The following is a 17,292-nucleotide window of genomic DNA, read 5'->3' as shown; positions in this document are numbered from 1 at the left end:
GTCCCGGCTCGGGCGGCGGCAGCACACGTACGTCGATCGGGCCTGCCAGCCGGATCACCTGGTTGATCACCGAGCCGGAGAGCAGCTCGCGCAGCCGGCTGCGACTCGTCGGTCCGAGCAGGATCTGGGTGGCGCTCTCCGTCCGGGCGAAGTCCACCAGCGTCCGGGCCACATCGCCGCCGCTCACCTCGACGAAGGTGCCGTGCAGCTCCCGCAGCAGCGCCCGCTGGGCGGCCAGACCCGGCGGCTCCCGCTCGGCCGTGCCGTCGTCCAGCCGGACGTGCACGCCGATCAGGTCCCCGTGCACCCGGGTCGCGGTGCGGGCGCCCCGGCGGATCAGGTGCTCGCCCTGGGGGGCACCGTTCAGCGCGACCATGATCCGTTCCTTGGTCTCCCAGGGCGCCCGGATGCCGTGCCGGGCCCGGTAGTCGGCCAGCTCCTCCTCCACCCGGTCCGCGAGCCAGAGCAGTGCCAGCTCCCGCAGGGCGCCCAGGTTGCCGGCCCGGAAGTAGTGGTCCAGCGCCACGTCGATCCGGTCCGGCGGGTAGATCTCGCCCTGCGCCATGCGCGCGCGCAGCGCCTGCGGGCTCAGGTCGACCAGCTCCACCCGGTCGGCGGCCCGGACCACCTCGTCGGGGATCGTCTCGCGCTGCGCAACACCCGTGATCTGCTCGACGACGTCGTTGAGGCTCTCCAGGTGCTGGATGTTGAGCGTCGTCGCCACGTCGATCCCGGCCTCCAGCAGCTCCCGCACGTCCTGCCAGCGCTTCTCGTTCCGCCCGCCGGGCACATTCGTGTGGGCGAGCTCGTCCACCAGCGCAAGCGACGGGCGGCGGGCCAGCAGGGCGTCCACGTCCAGCTCGGTCAGCTCCATGCCCCGGTACGACACCGCCTGCCGGGGCAGCGCCGGCAGGTCCCCCAGCTGCTCCTCCGTAGCCCGCCGCCCGTACGTCTCCACCAGGCCGACCACCACGTCCAGCCCCTCGCCGCGCAGCCGCCGGCCCTCCCGGAGCATGGCGTACGTCTTCCCCACCCCCGGCGCCGCCCCCAGGAACACCCGCAGCTTCCCGGTCACCGCCGCCTGGCCACCTCCTCCGCTTCCACGTCCATGCTCCGCCCTTTTCCGAAGTCAGGCCCTATCCGACGTGGACCCGCGGGCGCCGGGAGCCGTCCGGCTCCGCCTCGCGCAGCACCTCCCGGGTGACCGGGGCGACCTCGCCCTGGCCGAACAGGAAGAACCGCAGGAAGTGGCCGACCGGGCTGCCCCCGGTCCACTCGAAGTAGCTGTGCGGGATCTGTCCCGTACCGTCCCGGATCGTCAGCAACAGGGCCGCCAGCGCGTCGAAACACTGGAGCTCTCCAGCGACGGCACCCGGTAGCGATCGTGCAGCACCTCGCCGCGCACCTCCAGCACCGACTCGAACTCGGACGGGTCCGGGGCCGTCACCGAGCGCTGTAGCTGGCGGGCGAGCGCAATGGCGGACAGTGGCACTGCTGCCTGCCCGGTCGGCTAGGGTCGGCCACCCAGGGCGCCCCGCCCGCCCGGCCCCCAGGCCCGGTGAGCGGGGCGCCCTGGTGCGCTGCGCGGCCGCGCAGCGGGCAGATCATGCAGGTGCGCGCGACCGCCCGCAGGCACCGCCGGGCCCGAGAAGGCCGAGGCCAAGGACTCGTCGAAGGCCCGGCGGTAGCCCGGACTACCGGGAGCCCGCCGCAGGGCGCGACTTGTAGAAGGACTCCTCCAGGTAGGCGGCCTCGTGCGGCTGGTAGGGCTCCTCCAGGTAGGCGGCCTCGTCTTCGTCGAGTTCGACGTCCACCGCGGCGACCGCGTCGGCCAGTTGGGCCGGCTTGGTGACCCCGACGATGGGCGAGGTCACCACCGGGTTGCGCATGACCCAGGCCAGGGCGACCTGGGCCGGGGACAGACCCCGCCTGCCCGCGATCTCGTGGACACGCTCGGCCACTGCCTGGTCCCCGTCGCGGTAGAGGATCTTGCCGCCCTCGTCGGTCTCGGCACGCGCCGTGGCGGTGTCCCGGACCCGCGTCAGCCTGCCCCGCGCCAGCGGACTCCACGGGATCACGCCGATGCCCTGGTCTGCGCAGAGCGGGAACATCTCCCGCTCCGCTTCTCGGTGGATGAGGTTGTAGTGGTCCTGCATCGACACGAACCGGGTCCAGCCGTTCAGGTCAGCCAGGTAGAGGGCCTTGGCGAACTGCCAGGCGTACATGGAAGAGGCTCCGATGTAGCGGACCTTCCCGGACTTGACCGCGTCGTGCAGCGCCTCGAGGGTCTCCTCGATCGGGGTGTCGTAGTCCCAGCGGTGGATCTGGTACAGGTCGATGTAGTCGGTCCCCAACCGCTTCAGGGAGGCGTCGAGCTCGGCGAAGATCGCCTTGCGGGACAGCCCCGCGCCGTTCGGTCCGGGGTGCATCCGCATCCAGACCTTCGTGGCGAGAACGACCTCCTCCCGCCGGGTGAAGTCCTTGACCGCCTGACCGACGATCTCCTCGCTGCTTCCGGCGCTGTACCCATTGGCCGTGTCGAGGAAGTTGATGCCGCCCTCGAGGGCCTGCTTGATGATGTCCCGGCTGGCGTCCGCGCCCAGCGACCAGGGCTCGCCGCCCCGGTCCGGCTCGCCGAAGCTCATGCAGCCGAGAGTGATGGCGGAGACTTCCAGACCGGTCGTTCCGAGTTTGACGTATCGCATGGTTCGGAACCTAGGGGTTGGAGTGCGCTCTAATGCAAATTCGAAGGCGTGAGGCATGCGCACCCTGTCAGGTTTTGACCGTTTTGGTCAGACCTACCAGAGAAACCAGTAGTAGCGAGTGACGAACTGTCAATTCCCGGCCCAGCGCGTGGGGCACTACTCAGCCCCTCGACGGCAAACCGCCCTCGCGGGTCCGTCGCCGCGATCGATCATCGCTCGATTGCCAAGGACGCCTGCCAGTAGGCGTGGTGGGCGATTGCAGCAGAGCAGACACGGCTCGCCCGGTCATGATCGCGGTTCCGGTGACACTCCGTGGCTCTCGCACGGAAAGTGATCCAGAACCAGTTTTCGCGGAGCGTGGACACCGTTCTTCCGACCACCCTCGAACGCTCGACAGCCCGGAGCCGTAACCGCTCCCGCGTGGCCCTCTCGGCGTCGGTCAGCCCGCCGCCCTGCGCGTACCTCACACTCCAGGGCTATCGGTGCCGGCACCCAACCGTCAGGCGAACGGCACCGACATCACTCAATCAAGTTCAGTAGCATGATGAAACTAGTGTCGAACTGCAATCTAGGTGGCCCCGTGGCGAACGACTCGCACCCCGTCGTGTTCCAGCACGGCCAGACGTTTCTGGCGACGATCTCGGAGCGCTGGAACTATCAGATCCTGCGCGAGGTCTTCTTCGGCACCGCGCGGTTCGGCGAACTGAAGCGCGCGCTCGGCATCTCGACGAACATCCTGACTGCGCGTCTGAACGCCCTCACCGAGCTGGGCCTGCTGACGCGGCGGGCGTACCGCGAGGACAAGCAGTGGTTCGAGTACGAGCTCTCGGACGCCGCTCGCGAGCTGGTCGTGCCGGCGATCGTGGCGATCACCCGCTGGGCCGAGGAGCACGGACCGGATCCGCAGACCGCCGGCACCGGCCCGCGCCGGCCGCTGTTGCACACCGTCTGCGGCGAGGAGACCGAGCCCTACCTGGCGTGCAGCGTCTGCCACCGGCCGATCCTGGCCTCGAACCTGGTCCCACTGGTTGCAGAAGAGAACTAGTTGCAATATGCTCCTAGCACGAGAGTGGAGAACGATCCCCGTCAGAGAGGAATCGCCATGACCACGACCTGGCTCGACGGCGTCACCGAACGGCTCATCCCCACCTCCCTCGGCTTGATCAACGTGCGCGACGGCGGCAAGGCGGACAGCCCGCCCCTGATCTTCTGGCCGAGCCTGATGATGGACGGCACCATGTGGCGCCACCAGTACGAGCACTTCGCCCCCACCCACCGCGTGCTGCTCATCGACAGCCCCGGACACGGCAAGTCCGACGCCCTGCGGCGGATCATCGACCTCAAGCAGTGCGCCGACGTGCTCGTCGAGATCCAGGACGCGCTCTGCATCGACAAGGCGGTGCTCATCGGCAACAGCTGGGGCGGCATGCTCGCCGGCGTCTTCCCCGCCTACCACCCGGACCGCTCGGCAGGGACGGTCGGCATCAACTGCACCGCCTCGCTCCCCACGACCTTCGAGAGCATCTGGGCCACCGCGCTGGCCGGGTACCTGTCCCTGAACTCGAAGATGCCGCAACTGGCCCTGAAAGCGGCCCGCGGCGCCTTCGCCGGGCCGACCGCCGAGGCCGAACGCCCGGAGTTCGTCGAGTTCCTGAAGTTCGTACTCACCAACGACCCCAAGTCGGTCGCCTGGGCACTGCGCAGCATCCTGATCGGCCGCCGCGACGAACACCGCCTGCTCGCCACGATCAAGCACGTCCCGGTCCTCGTGATCGCCGGCGAGGAGGACAGTCAGTTCCCCGTGCACGCCGTGCGCCGGATGGCCGACGCGATCCCCACCGCCACCTTCACAGTGCTGCCGCACACCGGCCACCTCGCCGCCCGCGAGAACCCGCAGGCCGTCAACGCCGAGATCGACGCCTTCCTCGCCCAACTCCCCGTGCTGGAAAGGATCTGACCAGCATGACCGCCACCACCACCGACCGCGGCGAAGCCCCCGGATGGGTCCACGCCTTCATGCACGAGATCGACACCCTCGAATTCGCGACCGCGTTCGCCACGAACCTCGACCAGGACACCGAGATGGTCTTCGGTACGGCCCGCGTACACGGAGTCGAGGCCATCAAGGACTTCTTCGTGAAGATCGACGCCCCGCTCACCACCACGCACGAGGTGATCGAGACCTGGACCGTCGGGGACGTGCTGATCCTTCGGGGCGAGGCGACCATCGCCAAGAAGACCGATCCCGACAACGTCGTGCGAGCCCCGTTCACGCACATCTTCCACCTCGACCAGAGCGACGAGGCGGCACCGCGAATCCGCAGCCTGCACATCACGGCAGGGCCCGTCGATCCCGGCACCCTGCTCTGACTACCACTCGACCGGACCAGGTCGAACACCGCCTGCCAGTCCTCCACCGAGGTGCCCTCCACCAACACATCCGGCAGAGCACCCATCAAGAACTCGCCCCGGTAGCAGGATGCCCGGAAGAGCGTGACCGAGGTTTTGGCGAGACCTCCGCCCAGGCTCTTGGCAAGTGCGTAGTAGTCACCGCGCAGCCGGTCGGCAGCCCCCGCGCCGCAGAGACGAGGAGATGCTGATGGCCCAGGACCGCCCGATGGTCGAGGATCTGCACGGCGTCTGGTGGCGCACGCTCGTCCGCGAGGCGGACGGCTCCACGGACCGGGCCACAGCCGTCAGCTGGATCCAGGGGCCCTCGCTCTTCGGGGACCTGCGTCAGCCACCCGGGCTGGTCGAGCTGGTCGGCAGGGCGGCTCTGTCGACCCTGGACCGGCCGCAACTGCTGGCCCTGTGCGAGCAGAAGGGATTTGCCGGCACCTTCGCTCAGCAGGGCGACGCGTTCGGCTGGGTGCGCCGGATCGATCTGCACCCGCCGGCGCCGCTGGCCGACGCCGGCACCCTGCGCTGGGAGGGTGAGGTGCTGGTCGAGGAGGGCCTGCACGAGAACTACCTGGAGCACTGGGTAGCCGTTGAGCGGCCGTCCGAGGCCCCGGCGGCCGCGCTGTTCGAGGACCCGGCGCAGGGGTGCGCGGGGGTGCTGGTCCGGGCGGGCTCGTGGTTCGCCTACGCGCGGGACCGGTCCGTGCTGCTGCCCGCGCAGTCGCTGTCGCTTCCGTTGTCGCCGTTGCTTCCGCCGTTGCTTCCGCTGTCGCTCGCCGAGCAGGTCAGCGGGTGCGGGACTCGTGCCGAGGCGGCCGCGCTGCTGGACTGCGAGGTGTCGATCGGCCGGGTGCGCGCCGGCCGGTGGGAGATCGTCCGCTCCACCCTGCCGAATCGCGTCGGGGGGCAGCTGGCACCGGAGTTGAACGGGGACGGGGACGGGCTACGGATCCAGGACGCCGATCCGCAGGGCCGGGCCCGCCCACGCTCCTGGCGGCTGGCGAGGGTGGAGGGCCCGGCGCGGTTGCTGGCGGCGCGCTGACGCTCGGAGGCCGTCTCAGGGCTGGAGCGCATCAAGGCCGGGCCGGGCCGAGCGGCCACGCAGCAGGACCAGCAGCGTGGCATAGAGCGCCACCAGGTAGCACGAGAAGCCGGCTGCGGCGAACGTCCAGGCGGACAGGGTGAGCAGGGTCACCGCCGCGCTGACTGCCATCAGGGTGTAGGCCGTGCGCTCCTCGGTCTCCGGGTACCGGTAGCACTTCACCACAGTCGGGAGGGCGGCGCACCCGTCGGCCAGGATGCTCAGCGCGAGCGCGGTGTCCGGATCCGCGGTGAGCCACCACCCGACCAGCGCGCCCACGCAGAGCCCCGCGCAGCAGAGTTCGGCGGGCGGTGGGCGGGTGGAGCGCAACTCCGGGCGGCTGAGGGCGCAGAGACAGACCAGCAGCGGACCGAGCCCCACACTGAGCGTGGTGATTGCGGACAGCCCGGCGTGGTGGGCGACTTGGGCCGCGAACGCCACACCGGGCGCGAGTGTCCAGAGCAGCCAGGTGACGGGGTTGGGCCGGACCGAGCCACGCAGCGTGCGCAGCGCGTAGACGCCGCTGCCGCACACGTTGAGCACCGCTGCGGCCGGTACCACGTACGAGGCGAACGAGCTGAGCGGCATTCGCTCAGTCCTCGGTGCCGCTGGGTGGCCAGGGCGCCTGCTGCGGGAAGAAGTTGGGGCGCTCCCGGGTGGGTTCGTAGCGGCGCTGCCAGACCGGCGTGGTCGACCCGCTGGTGGCCGGGACGATGGCGGACCAGTCGGCCGGGCAGCTGCGGCCGTTCTTCTGCTCGCGCTCCTCGTGCCGCACGAACTGCTTGGTGGCGAAGTGGTGGTCGATGATGGACACCCCGGCCTGGTCGTAGGAGTGCAGTACGGCCGCGGTGAGTTCGAGCAGCGCGCGGTCGCGCCACAGGGTGCGGTCGCGGCCGGTGTCCAGGCCCATCCCGCGGGCGACCTCGGGCAGCTTGTTGTAGCGGTTGGTGTCGGAAAGGTTGCGGGCGCCGATCTCGGTGCAGGTGTACCAGGCACTGAACGGCGCCAACGGGTAGCGCAGTCCGCCCAGTTCGAGGATCTGGTCGGAGATCGTGGGGAACGCGTGCCAGCGCAGGCCCAGTTGCTCGAACCACGGGTGGTCGGGGTGGCTGATCCGCACCTCGGGTACGGCGTCCGAGGGCAGGTCGAAGAACCGGGGTTCGCGGCCCGGCCACTGGATGACCAGCGGCAGGACGTCGTACTCGGTGCCCTGACCGCGCCAACCGAGCCGCTGCACGGCCTCGGTGAGGGCGACGCTGTCGGGATCGCCCAGCACCGACCCGTCGTGCTGCCGGTAACCGGCGTAGCGGATGAGCTGGGGGTTCCATACCCGGGGGCCCGGCCGGTCGGGCAGGCTTTGCGGGAAGACGCTCAGCAGCAGCCGTACCTTCCCGCCGTTCCAGGCCAGCCGCAGGTGCTCCACGAGCGCCTCGAAGAGCCCGCTCTCGTCACCGCCGTCCGCCGCCACCTCGCGGCAGTCCCGGACCTCAAGCCCTTTCCAGTAGAACTTGCCGATGCACTGGGGATTGTTGCGCCAGGCGATCCGAGTGCCGAGCAGGAGCTCCTGCGAGCTCTGCCGGTAGGTACCCGTCGCAGCCAGTTCCGCGGCCATCTCGCGGACCCGCTGCTCGGCGGATTCGGCCGAGAGGTGTCCCTCGGCGGCGAGTTGGCGCACCAGCTCGGCCGCCTCGGCGGCGGTGGGTGCGGTGGGCGGCTGAGCGGGGATGGCGGCTGGTGCGCAGAGACCTGAGGCGGTCACGATGAGCCCCTTGTCAACGGCGAGGAGCGGGCACCCAGTTAACCTGCACGAAACATGCCCGCTGATCGAACGCTAGCCCACCATGGGTGCGCCGCGAACCCTCAGTGTGCTTGCTTTGACGGAACGCATATGGACGCGATCACGGACTCACGGCTGCCCCGGTCGGCTTCACGCCCTGGATGTAGCAGATCCAGGGCAGATCCCCGGCCGCGACCTGGACGAAGCCCGCACCGCGGACCAGGGGTTCGAGCCGGAAACCGACCCTGAGCGGCCGACAACGTCATGATGGAACCCTGACGGGCCACCGAGCCGACCACCCGGGACATCGCCAACTTCTGGCACTGGTCGCGCCGTGGCTCCAGGACGCCGCGCTGGTCCGCGACGTCTACGGCGGTGCGGAGGGCGTCCGGCAGAAGACGGACCTCGGGCTCGCCCCGCGGGACCGGTACGAGCTGGGTCAACCGGTCGACTACGTACCGGCCGTGAGCACCATGGACCCGCGGGCCGCCATGTTCGGGCCCTTCGACTACCACCTGGACGCCACCCGCGGCGCCGTTCCGGCCTGGGACAACCGGTTCGCGGTGATGTCCTGGCCGCAGTGGCTCACCTTCGACCCCCATCCGGCGGCGTCCCGGATCACCGCGCCCACCCTGATAGTCACCAGCCGCGACGCGGCTACCCCGCAGGGCACGGAGAAGTTCCACGCCGACCTCGGCGGGCCGAAGACCCTCGCCTGGACCTCGGGCGACCAGTTCGACTTCTACGACCGGGACTCCACCGTCGGCGAGGCCGCCGGCCTCGCCGCCCGCCACTTCGCCGAGACGCTGCCCTGAGGCGACGGACAACGGGGCGCGAGCGGGCTTCCGCAACGGCGACCGAAACATTGACGAGTCCCTGACTACCCCAACTGCTGTGACTGGTGTGAGCATTGATCCGCGCCGATCACGGATCGGTGTCACATGAACATGGGGGAATAGTGAAGAACGTTATGAGGCGTGCCTCTCTGGGCGGCGTGGCGATGCTCGCGGCCACCAGCCTCCTGCTGACGGCCTCGCCCTCGGCGTCGGCCGCGACCGGCACCGCGAAGCCGCAGCCGGTCCAGGCCGGACCCTCGGCGCCGCACACGGCCGGCGCCCGCCTGGCCGGCGGGGAACTCGCCCCATCGTCCAGCCCGTTGCACGTACTGAACGGCTACGTGACCTTCTCGGCGTCCGGGTACTCGCTCGACGCCCCGGCCTCGGTCCTGAAGCAGGTGCCGCAGGCGCAGCTCGAACAGCTCCGGTCCTACCTGGCTCAGGTCAACGGCAACATCAAGAGCGGGAAGCTCGAGATGTCGCCCGACGGCGTGGCGGTTCCGACCGACGCCCTCCTGGACCAGGTCCGGCAGTCGACCGGCCACCCGGTGCCGCACAGCACCTGGCGCGGCCACGACGGCTACATCAAGTCGCACTGGTACGGCATCGAGGTGGGCCTGGACTCCTGGCTCACGAACAAGGTCGAGGGCGGCTTCTGGGTCGGCGCCGGAGTGGCCGGGCTGGTGGCCGCGCTGGGCGGCGGCCCGTACGCCGGAGCCGTCGCCGCCGCACTCGGCGTCATCGCCGGCGGGATCCAGGTCTGCCAGCACCGGGACGGGTGGACCATCATCTACTGGCTCGGCACCATCGGAGCAGGCGGCTTCGTCTGCAACCCCTTCGGATAAGTAGGTGGACCCCTGCCGAATTCGATGAAGGAGTCAAGCACGGGCCCGGTGCCGCGAGTTGGCCTCGTCATCGTCATCGGGCTCCTGGCTCTCGCGGCGCTGATCACGCTCATCGCGGAGTGGGACTCCACCCGCAATGACGCGAGCATCCTCGGCGGGGCGGCCTTCACGGCCTCGGTGATCTCCTACGCACTGGGCTGGACGAGGCGGAAGAAGTCCCGCTGAACGACAGCCGCCCACGGACCGGCCGGTGGCGCCGCACCGGGCGCATCGGGAGGCTGCGCCTCCGGGACGAAGGACGCCGGCAGCCCCTGGTGGCGCGCCCGGCCCTTGACCAGGCCGGGCGCCGGCTCACGCCGCCGTCACGTGGCCCGTGGCGGTCTCCAGGGCCGCCCCGGCCTGGTCGGCGAGGGTGACGGCGACGAGGAGGGCCTGGCGGTCGGGGATGCTGCCGGGGACGGGGGTGAGCATGAAGCGGCCGACGTACCTGCCGTGCGCGAACACCCTCAGCTCCACGTCCTCGGCGGGCATGCCCAGGTCCTCGGTCGGCCACGGCTTGCGGCCGACGACGATCGAGCCGTCGTGCTCCAGGCGCGGCGGGTGGCCGAGTAGGGAGCCGTCCTCGAACCGGCACGCCCGCAGGACGAGGAGGTCGACCAGTTCGGCCCGGACGTGGTCCACCACGGCCGGCGCGGGCTTCGAGCGGGCCAGCACGGCAGCGTGGTGGATCCGCGCGAGGTATCCGGTATCGGTGACCGCGATGACCTCGAACCGCCGTGCACGGGCCGCGAGTTGGGACACGGCGAGGCCGACCGCGAGCAGCAGGACCGCCGTCGTGAGGTCGGACGAGTCGCTGATGCTGAACCGCTCGTAGGGGCGGGTGAAGAAGAAGTCGAACCACGCGGCGGCACTCAGCGCCGCGACGGCACCGGCCAGCCGGTGCCCCACGGCGGCCACCGCGACCACTACGGCGACCAGCAGCAGAGCGACGTTGGTGTTGGCCAGGTGACCGCGCGCCGGCAGCAGTACCACGCTCACCGCGAGCGGGATCACGACGGCCGCCACCAGCGAGTACGGCCCCGCCATCAGGCGCCGCAAGCGACCGACGAACCGGGAGGATCGGGGCATGACACACCTCCTGCCTTCCGGTGTAGCAGCCCGCGCGCCGTACGCAAGCGCCCGGCCGTCCCGTTAACGCGATCCTTGCGCGCCGTGGTGGCGGCCGCGCGCGGCGGCCTCGTGGGTGACCATGTGGACGTCGATGTCCCCGGACAGGCCGACGGTGGTCTCGCCGATGCCCGGACCGGTGAGGAAGCGGCTGAGCCGACCGCGACGACTGGTACCGAGGACGAGCTGGGTGGCGTCGTGCTCCCGGGCGAAGCCCAGCAGCGCCCGGGGTACGTCCTCGCCGACCACCCGGTGCAGGGTCCCGCCGAGGCTCTCCACCAACTCCTGCTGGCGGCGGAGAAGTTGGGATCCCTCATCGGAGAGGCCGTCCTCGCGCACCACGTGCACGGCGAGGAGGTCCCCTCCCCCGGTGCGGGCGGCGATGCGGGCGGCCCGGCGGATCAGCGTCTCGCCCTCGGGCCCGCCGGTCAGGGCGACCACGACCCGCTCCCTCGTCTCCCACACCTCGTGGATCCCGTGCTCCTCCCGGTAGGCATGCAGCCGCTCGTCGACCCGCCCGGCCAGCCAGAGCAGCGCGAGCTGGCGCAGGGCGGTGAGGTTCCCGATGCGGAAGTAGTGGGAGAGCGCCGCGTCCACCTTCTCGGGCGCGTAGACGTTGCCGTGCACCATCCGGCGCTGCAGCCCCTCGGGCGGCATGTCCACCAGCTCGATCTGGTCGGCCCGCCGGACCGCCTCGTCGGGCACGGTCTCGTGCTGCACCACGCCGGTGATCTTCCGCACCACGTCGTTCAGCGACTCCAGGTGCTGGATGTTCACGGTGGTGATGACCTCGATGCCCGCATCGAGCAGCTCCTCGACGTCCTGCCAGCGCTTGGGATGGCGGCCGCCGGGCACGTTGGTGTGGGCCAGCTCGTCGATCAGCACCACCTGGGGCGCGCGGGCGAGCACCGCGTCGAGGTCGAGCTCGGTCAGCTCGGCGCCCCGGTAGGTTCGGCGGGTGCGCGGGACCACCTCCAGGCCGGCGAGCATGCCCTCGGTGCGCTGCCGGCCATGGCACTCCACCAGGCCCACCACCACGTCCGTGCCGCGGGCCCTGCGCCGCGCACCCTCCTCCAGCATGCGGAAGGTCTTGCCCACGCCCGGCGCGGCACCGAGGTACACCTTGAAGCGCCCGCGGCCGGGCTGCTGTCCCGTCGACGCCTGCGGCGCGTCGTGCTGCGCCACCGGACGGTCTCCCTTCACGCTCGGCCGATCCGATCCGCCGCTCAGCCGAGCCGCGCGAGCGCGAGGTTGAGGGTGACCACGTTGACCTGCGGCCCGCCGAGGAAGCCCAGGGCACGCCCCTGCCGGTGCAGCTCGACCAGCCGGCGGACGGCCGCAGGGTCGAGTCCGCGCGCCTTCGCGACCCGGTCGACCTGCTCATAAGCGTAGGCCGGGGAGATGTGCGGGTCGAGGCCCGAGCCGCTCGCGGTGACGGCGTCCGGCGGCACCCGGGCCGGGTCGACGCCGTCGAAGGCCGCCACGGCGGCGCGCCGGTCCTGGATCGCCTTCGTCAGCCCCAGGTCGTTCGGCCCGAGGTTGGAGGCGCCGGAGGCGGTCGGGTCGTAACCGGCGCCGGCCGCCGACGGGCGGGGCTGGAACCACTTCGGATCCGGCACCGGCTGTTCCTTCTGGTCGGCCGGGTTCTTCTTCGGCAGGTCGAAGGCCTGCCCGAGCAGGCTCGACCCGACGACCTGGCCGTCCTGCCGAACCTGCGAGCCGTTGGCCTGCCCGGAGAGCACGAGTTGGGAGAACCCGGTGATCAGCAGCGGGTAGGCCAGGCCGCAGACCGCGGTGAGGACCAGCACCAGGCGCAGCGCGGTCAGATGGAGGCGGATGAAGGCGAGCGGCGGGGTCCGCATGGGGCACTCCTTTCCTACCGGGTACCGCCTGGTGGCGGAACTCTTCAGTAGAAGAACTGCACGACGAGGTCGAGGAGTTTGATGCCGAGGAAGGGCAGGACGAGCCCGCCCACCCCGTACACGCCGAGGTTGCGGCGCAGCAGCGCGGAGGCGCTGGACGGCTTGTAGCGCACGCCGCGCAGGGCGAGCGGGATGAGGACGACGATGATCAGCGCGTTGAAGATGATCGCCGAGGTGATCGCGGACTGCGGGCTGTGCAGGCCCATGATGTTGAGGTGCTTGAGGCCGGGGTAGACCCCGGCGAACATCGCGGGGATGATCGCGAAGTACTTGGCGACGTCGTTGGCGATCGAGAAGGTCGTCAAGGCGCCGCGGGTGATGAGGAGTTGCTTGCCGATCTCGACGATCTCGATCAGCTTGGTGGGGTTGGAGTCGAGGTCGACCATGTTGCCGGCCTCCTTGGCGGCCGACGTGCCGGTGTTCATGGCGACGCCGACGTCGGCCTGGGCGAGGGCGGGGGCGTCGTTGGTGCCGTCGCCGGTCATCGCGACGAGTTTGCCGCCGCCCTGTTCCCGGCGGATGAGGGCCATCTTGTCCTCGGGCGTGGCCTCGGCGAGGAAGTCGTCGACGCCGGCCTCCTCGGCGATGGCGCGGGCGGTCAGCGGGTTGTCGCCGGTGATCATGACGGTGCGGATGCCCATCCGCCGCAGGTCCTCGAAGCGCTCGCGGATGCCGTGCTTGACGACGTCCTTGAGGTGGATGACGCCGAGGACGGCCGCGGGGCCGTCGGCACGCTGCTCGGCGACCACGAGGGGCGTGCCGCCGGCCGCGGAGATGGCGTCGACGAGCGGGCCGATCTCGGTGCCGGGCGTGCCGCCGTTGTCCTGCACCCAGCCGACCACGGCTGCGGCGGCGCCTTTGCGGATGCGCCGCAGCCCGCCTTCCTCCCCTTCGCGCAGGTCGGCGCCGCTCATCCGGGTCCGGGCGGAGAAGGCGATCCACTCGGCCTGGCCGATCTCGTCCTGGGTGCGGGCCCGCAGCCCGTACGCCTCCTTGGCGAGGACGATGACGGACCGGCCTTCGGGGGTCTCGTCGGCGAGGGAGGACAACTGCGCGGCGTCGGCGAGGCGGCGGACGTCGACGCCGCCGACCGGGGTGAACTCGGTGGCCTGCCGGTTGCCGAAGGTGATCGTGCCGGTCTTGTCCAGCAGGAGCGTCGACACGTCGCCCGCCGCCTCGACGGCGCGGCCGGAGAGGGCGAGGACGTTGCGCTGCACCAGGCGGTCCATGCCCGCGATGCCGATCGCGGACAGCAGCGCGCCGATGGTGGTCGGGATCAGCGCCACCAGGAGGGCGATCAGGACGACGAGGGTCTGCTCGGCGCCCGCGTAGGCGGCCATCGGCTGGAGGGTGACCACGGCGAGCAGGAAGATGATGGTGAGCGAGGCCAGCAGGATGTCGAGCGCGATCTCGTTGGGCGTCTTCTGTCGGGCGGCGCCCTCGACCAGGGCGATCATCCGGTCGATGAAGGTCTCCCCGGGCTTGGAGGTGATCTTCACGACGATCCGGTCCGAGAGCACCTTGGTGCCGCCGGTGACGGCGCTGCGGTCGCCGCCGGACTCCCGGATGACCGGCGCCGACTCGCCCGTGATGGCCGATTCGTCGACGGAGGCGGCGCCCTCGACGACGTCGCCGTCGCCGGGGATCAGCTGCCCGGCCTCGACGATCACGTGGTCGCCCAGGTGCAGGTCGGCCGCGGGCACGGTCTCCTCGGGGACGTCCGCGAGCCCTGCGTGCCACGGCCCGGTGATGCGGCGGGCGACAGCCTCGGTGCGGGTGCGGCGCAGCGTGTCGGCCTGGGCCTTGCCGCGGCCCTCGGCGACGGCCTCGGCGAGGTTGGCGAAGACCACCGTCAGCCAGAGCCAGGCCGTGATCAGCCAGGCGAACAGGCTGCTGTGCCGGATCGCGGAGTAGGTGGTCAGCAGCGAGCCGACCTCGACGACGAACATGACCGGGTGGCGGACCATCACGCGGGGGTCGAGCTTGCGCAGGGCGTCGGGCAGGGAGCGGACGAGCTGCTTGGGGTCCATGAGCCCGCCGGAGACCCGGTGCGTCTCGTGCGCGGCTGGGTCGGACCCCGGTCGGCCGGGGTCCACGGGGTCGGGTGCGGCGGCCGTCACCGGCGCAGTCCTTCCGCCAGCGGCCCGAGCGCGAGGGCCGGGAAGTAGGTGAGCCCGACCACGATCAGCACCACGCCGCTCAGCATGCCGACGAACAGGGGCCGGTGGGTGGGCAGGGTGCCGGCCGTCACGGGGACGGTGCTCTGCCGCGCGAGCGATCCGGCCAGGGCGAGGACGAAGACCATCGGCACCAGGCGGCCGAAGAGCATGGCCAGCCCGAGGGCGGTCTCCCACCAGGTGCTGGTGGCGGTGAGGCCGGCGAAGGCGGAGCCGTTGTTGTTCGCGGCGGAGGTGAAGGCGTACAGGACCTCGGAGAAGCCGTGCGGGCCGGAGTTGAGGGCCGCCGACCGCTCCCCGTGGAAGGTCATCGCCGTGCCGGTGCCGACGAGGACGACGGCCGGGGTGGCGAGGATGTACAGGGAGGCGAACTTCATCTCCCGTCCGCCGAGCTTCTTGCCCAGGTACTCGGGCGTGCGGCCGACCATCAGCCCGGCGACGAAGACGGTGACGACGGCGAGCACCAGGATGCCGTAGAGGCCGGAGCCGGTGCCGCCGGGGGCGATCTCGCCGAGCATCATGTCGAGGAGCAGCACGCCGCCGCCGAGTGGGGTGAACGAGTCGTGCGCGGAGCTCGTCGCGCCGGTCGACGTCAGCGTGGTGCCGGCGGCGAACAGGGTGGAGGCCGGGATCCCGAAGCGCACCTCCTTGCCCTCCATGGCGGCCCCCGCCGCCCTCAGTGCCGAGCCTTCGTGCTGCCACTCGAAGAGGGACGTCAGGCCCGTGGAGGCGATCCAGATCAGGGCCATGACGGCGACGATCGCGCGGCCCTGGCGCCGGTCGCCGACCATCGTGCCGAAGGTGCGGGGCAGCGCGAAGCCGATGACCAGCAGGAGGTAGACCTCCAGCCAGTTGGTCAGCGGGTTCGGGTTCTCGAACGGGTGGGCCGAGTTGGCGTTGTAGAACCCGCCGCCGTTGGTGCCCAGGAGCTTGATGACCTCCTGGGAGGCGACCGGTCCGCCGGTGAGGGTCTGGGTCCCGCCGGCCACGGTGGCGATCGGGCCGGCCGCGTGCAGGTTCTCGACCATGCCGGACGCCACGAAGACGACGGCGAACACCACCGACACCGGCAGCAGCAGCCGCAGGACGGTCCTCGTGACGTCCACCCAGAAGTTGCCCACCCGGTCGGTGCCGCTGCGGGCGAAGCCGCGGATCAGCGCGGCGACGACGGCGATGCCGACGGCCGCGGACACGAAGTTCTGTACCGCCAGCCCCGCCATCTGCACGAGGTGACCCATCGTGGATTCGCCGCTGTAGGACTGCCAGTTGGTGTTGGTGACGAACGACACCGCGGTGTTCCAGGCGAGCGCGGCGGGCACGTCGGGGAAGCCGAGGGAGAGCCAGAGATGGCTCTGCAGCCGCAGGAAGGCGAAGAGGAACAGCACCGAGACCGCCGAGAAGGCCAGCACGCCCCGCAGGTAGGACGGCCAGGTCTGGTCGGCCTCCGCGTTCACGCCGATCAGCCGGTAGACGCCGCGTTCGATCCGCAGGTGCCTGCGGGTCGTCAGCACGTGTGCCAGGTAGTCGCCCAGCGGCCGGTGCGACAGCGCCAGCGCGGCGGCCAGGGCCAGCGCCTGTAGGACCCCGGCGAGGGCCGGATCCACCCTCAGGACCTCTCCGGGAAGACGAGGGCCAGCACCAGGTAGCCGACGATCGCGCCCGCCACCACGAGCCCGAGGACGTTGTCGCCCGTCACAGCCGCTCGACCCCCTTGGCCAGCAGGGCGAGGACGGCGAAGACGAGCACCGTCACGCCGATGTACGCCAGGTCCGCCATGCGATCACGCTCCGCTTCCGATCGGCTGCCAGCTCCGGTGCTCCGAGTCTCGGCCGGACGCTTCGGACCTGCCGACTTCTCGTACGCCGTCCGGGACGTCACCGGGCGCCATCCCCAGGGACCGTCAACACGCCATAAGGAAACGGATGCTCGGGATCAGGGACGCGTCAGGGCCCGGCGCTCCCCCCGGGTCCGCGGGCATCGTCACTGCCGCGCCCCGGAGATCGCGGGATGCGACCACCGTCCCACCGCACCCCCGTGAAGGCAGGCCATGAACCAGCACCTGAGCACCGGGGACCCCGAGCCCTGCGAGCGCAACCCGGCCGGACAGCTCCTGGTACCCGTCCGGTCGGGTCCCCTCGGCCACACGGCCCGGCTCTTCCGTACCGCGCTCGGCAACCGCACGGCGGTCGCCTTCACCTCCCCGCAGCGCCTGGCCGCCGTCCTGGGCCCCGACCAGCCCTGGATCGTCCTCGCCGAGCCCGCGCTGCGCGCCCTCACCGAGCCGCTCGGCGTCACGACGCTGACCGTCGACCCGCAGCTCGCCGCGCCCGCGCCGACGCCGCTGCCGCAGTCCGCGCAGGACCTCGTCACCCGCTCGTCCTC

General features: G+C 71.1%; 19 protein-coding genes and 1 pseudogene. 8 read left to right on the top strand and 12 right to left on the bottom strand.

Annotation, left to right across the window (positions count from 1 at the left end; translation table 11 throughout):
- The 3 genes and pseudogenes from BG452_RS14610 to BG452_RS14600 form a co-directional block, all read right to left on the bottom strand.
- Positions 1-1,075: universal stress protein (locus BG452_RS14610; RefSeq protein ID WP_317621043.1), on the bottom strand; the 1,075-nt coding region annotated here is incomplete at its 3' end.
- 61 nt (positions 1,076-1,136) lie between these two features.
- Positions 1,137-1,447, bottom strand: a pseudogene (locus tag BG452_RS14605) (amino acid transporter); the annotation flags it as partial.
- Between the two features lie 247 nt (positions 1,448-1,694).
- Positions 1,695-2,705, bottom strand: coding sequence for an aldo/keto reductase (locus BG452_RS14600; RefSeq protein ID WP_188304715.1), 1,011 nt, complete (start codon positions 2,703-2,705; stop codon positions 1,695-1,697).
- A 580-nt stretch (positions 2,706-3,285) separates the two neighbouring features.
- Between BG452_RS14600 and BG452_RS14595 the strand changes: the two genes are divergently transcribed.
- The 4 genes from BG452_RS14595 (at position 3,286) to BG452_RS14580 (ending at position 6,147) form a co-directional block, all read left to right on the top strand.
- A complete protein-coding gene (locus BG452_RS14595; protein ID WP_317621042.1) occupies positions 3,286-3,750 on the top strand; it encodes a helix-turn-helix domain-containing protein in 465 nt (154 codons plus the stop codon).
- 57 nt (positions 3,751-3,807) lie between these two features.
- Positions 3,808-4,662 (top strand): alpha/beta fold hydrolase, encoded by an 855-nt coding sequence (locus BG452_RS14590; RefSeq protein WP_188304713.1) that lies wholly within the window; start codon positions 3,808-3,810, stop codon positions 4,660-4,662.
- 5 nt (positions 4,663-4,667) lie between these two features.
- Positions 4,668-5,075, top strand: a complete 408-nt coding sequence (locus BG452_RS14585; RefSeq protein ID WP_188304712.1) for a nuclear transport factor 2 family protein — start codon at positions 4,668-4,670, stop codon at positions 5,073-5,075.
- A gap of 229 nt (positions 5,076-5,304) precedes the next feature.
- Positions 5,305-6,147: a hypothetical protein gene (locus tag BG452_RS14580; RefSeq protein ID WP_188304711.1), complete on the top strand. Its 843-nt coding sequence runs from the start codon at positions 5,305-5,307 to the stop codon at positions 6,145-6,147.
- A gap of 15 nt (positions 6,148-6,162) precedes the next feature.
- On the opposite strand, the gene BG452_RS14575 is transcribed toward BG452_RS14580, so the two are convergent.
- Together BG452_RS14575 and BG452_RS14570 are read right to left on the bottom strand one after the other, a co-directional pair.
- Positions 6,163-6,774 carry a hypothetical protein gene (locus BG452_RS14575; protein ID WP_188304710.1) on the bottom strand — a complete coding sequence of 204 codons (612 nt, stop codon included), beginning with the start codon at positions 6,772-6,774 and terminating at the stop codon, positions 6,163-6,165.
- A 4-nt stretch (positions 6,775-6,778) separates the two neighbouring features.
- Positions 6,779-7,945: a nitric oxide synthase oxygenase gene (locus tag BG452_RS14570; protein ID WP_188304709.1), complete on the bottom strand. Its 1,167-nt coding sequence runs from the start codon at positions 7,943-7,945 to the stop codon at positions 6,779-6,781.
- A gap of 482 nt (positions 7,946-8,427) precedes the next feature.
- Here BG452_RS14570 and BG452_RS14565 point away from each other — a divergent pair, with 482 nt between their 5' ends.
- From BG452_RS14565 to BG452_RS14555, 3 genes are all read left to right on the top strand, one after another.
- Positions 8,428-8,778 (top strand): hypothetical protein, encoded by a 351-nt coding sequence (locus BG452_RS14565; protein WP_188304708.1) that lies wholly within the window; start codon positions 8,428-8,430, stop codon positions 8,776-8,778.
- A gap of 155 nt (positions 8,779-8,933) precedes the next feature.
- Entirely contained in the window at positions 8,934-9,644 is a 711-nt protein-coding gene (locus tag BG452_RS14560; RefSeq protein ID WP_188304707.1) for a hypothetical protein, read from the top strand.
- A 48-nt stretch (positions 9,645-9,692) separates the two neighbouring features.
- Entirely contained in the window at positions 9,693-9,869 is a 177-nt protein-coding gene (locus tag BG452_RS14555; protein WP_188304706.1) for a hypothetical protein, read from the top strand.
- Positions 9,870-9,995: 126 nt separating this feature from the next.
- On the opposite strand, the gene BG452_RS14550 is transcribed toward BG452_RS14555, so the two are convergent.
- From BG452_RS14550 to BG452_RS14520, 7 genes are all read right to left on the bottom strand, one after another.
- Positions 9,996-10,772: a DUF4118 domain-containing protein gene (locus BG452_RS14550; protein WP_188304705.1), complete on the bottom strand. Its 777-nt coding sequence runs from the start codon at positions 10,770-10,772 to the stop codon at positions 9,996-9,998.
- Between the two features lie 63 nt (positions 10,773-10,835).
- On the bottom strand, positions 10,836-11,996 hold the full coding sequence (locus BG452_RS14545; RefSeq protein ID WP_317621041.1) for a universal stress protein: 1,161 nt from the start codon (positions 11,994-11,996) through the stop codon (positions 10,836-10,838).
- 41 nt (positions 11,997-12,037) lie between these two features.
- Positions 12,038-12,673: a K(+)-transporting ATPase subunit C gene (kdpC, locus tag BG452_RS14540; protein WP_188304704.1), complete on the bottom strand. Its 636-nt coding sequence runs from the start codon at positions 12,671-12,673 to the stop codon at positions 12,038-12,040.
- A 44-nt stretch (positions 12,674-12,717) separates the two neighbouring features.
- On the bottom strand, positions 12,718-14,763 hold the full coding sequence (gene kdpB / locus BG452_RS14535) for a potassium-transporting ATPase subunit KdpB (RefSeq protein WP_188304716.1): 2,046 nt from the start codon (positions 14,761-14,763) through the stop codon (positions 12,718-12,720).
- An 86-nt stretch (positions 14,764-14,849) separates the two neighbouring features.
- Entirely contained in the window at positions 14,850-16,514 is a 1,665-nt protein-coding gene (gene kdpA / locus BG452_RS14530) for a potassium-transporting ATPase subunit KdpA (protein ID WP_188304703.1), read from the bottom strand.
- 2 nt (positions 16,515-16,516) lie between these two features.
- Positions 16,517-16,606, bottom strand: coding sequence for a potassium-transporting ATPase subunit F (locus BG452_RS14525; RefSeq protein ID WP_188304702.1), 90 nt, complete (start codon positions 16,604-16,606; stop codon positions 16,517-16,519).
- A complete protein-coding gene (locus tag BG452_RS14520) occupies positions 16,603-16,788 on the bottom strand; it encodes a hypothetical protein (protein WP_188304701.1) in 186 nt (61 codons plus the stop codon). Before BG452_RS14520 ends, BG452_RS14525 begins: the two co-directional genes overlap by 4 nt.
- 169 nt (positions 16,789-16,957) lie before the next feature.
- Here BG452_RS14520 and BG452_RS14515 point away from each other — a divergent pair.
- The coding region (locus BG452_RS14515; RefSeq protein WP_188304700.1) for an SAV_915 family protein at positions 16,958-17,292 on the top strand (335 nt) is incomplete at its 3' end.

It is taken from the genome of Streptomyces sp. CBMA123 (genome assembly GCF_014596465.1).
Lineage (GTDB): Bacteria > Actinomycetota > Actinomycetes > Streptomycetales > Streptomycetaceae > Kitasatospora.
The sequence above is the reverse complement of the archived record's forward strand: the minus strand, read 5'-3'. Positions and strand labels throughout refer to the sequence as shown.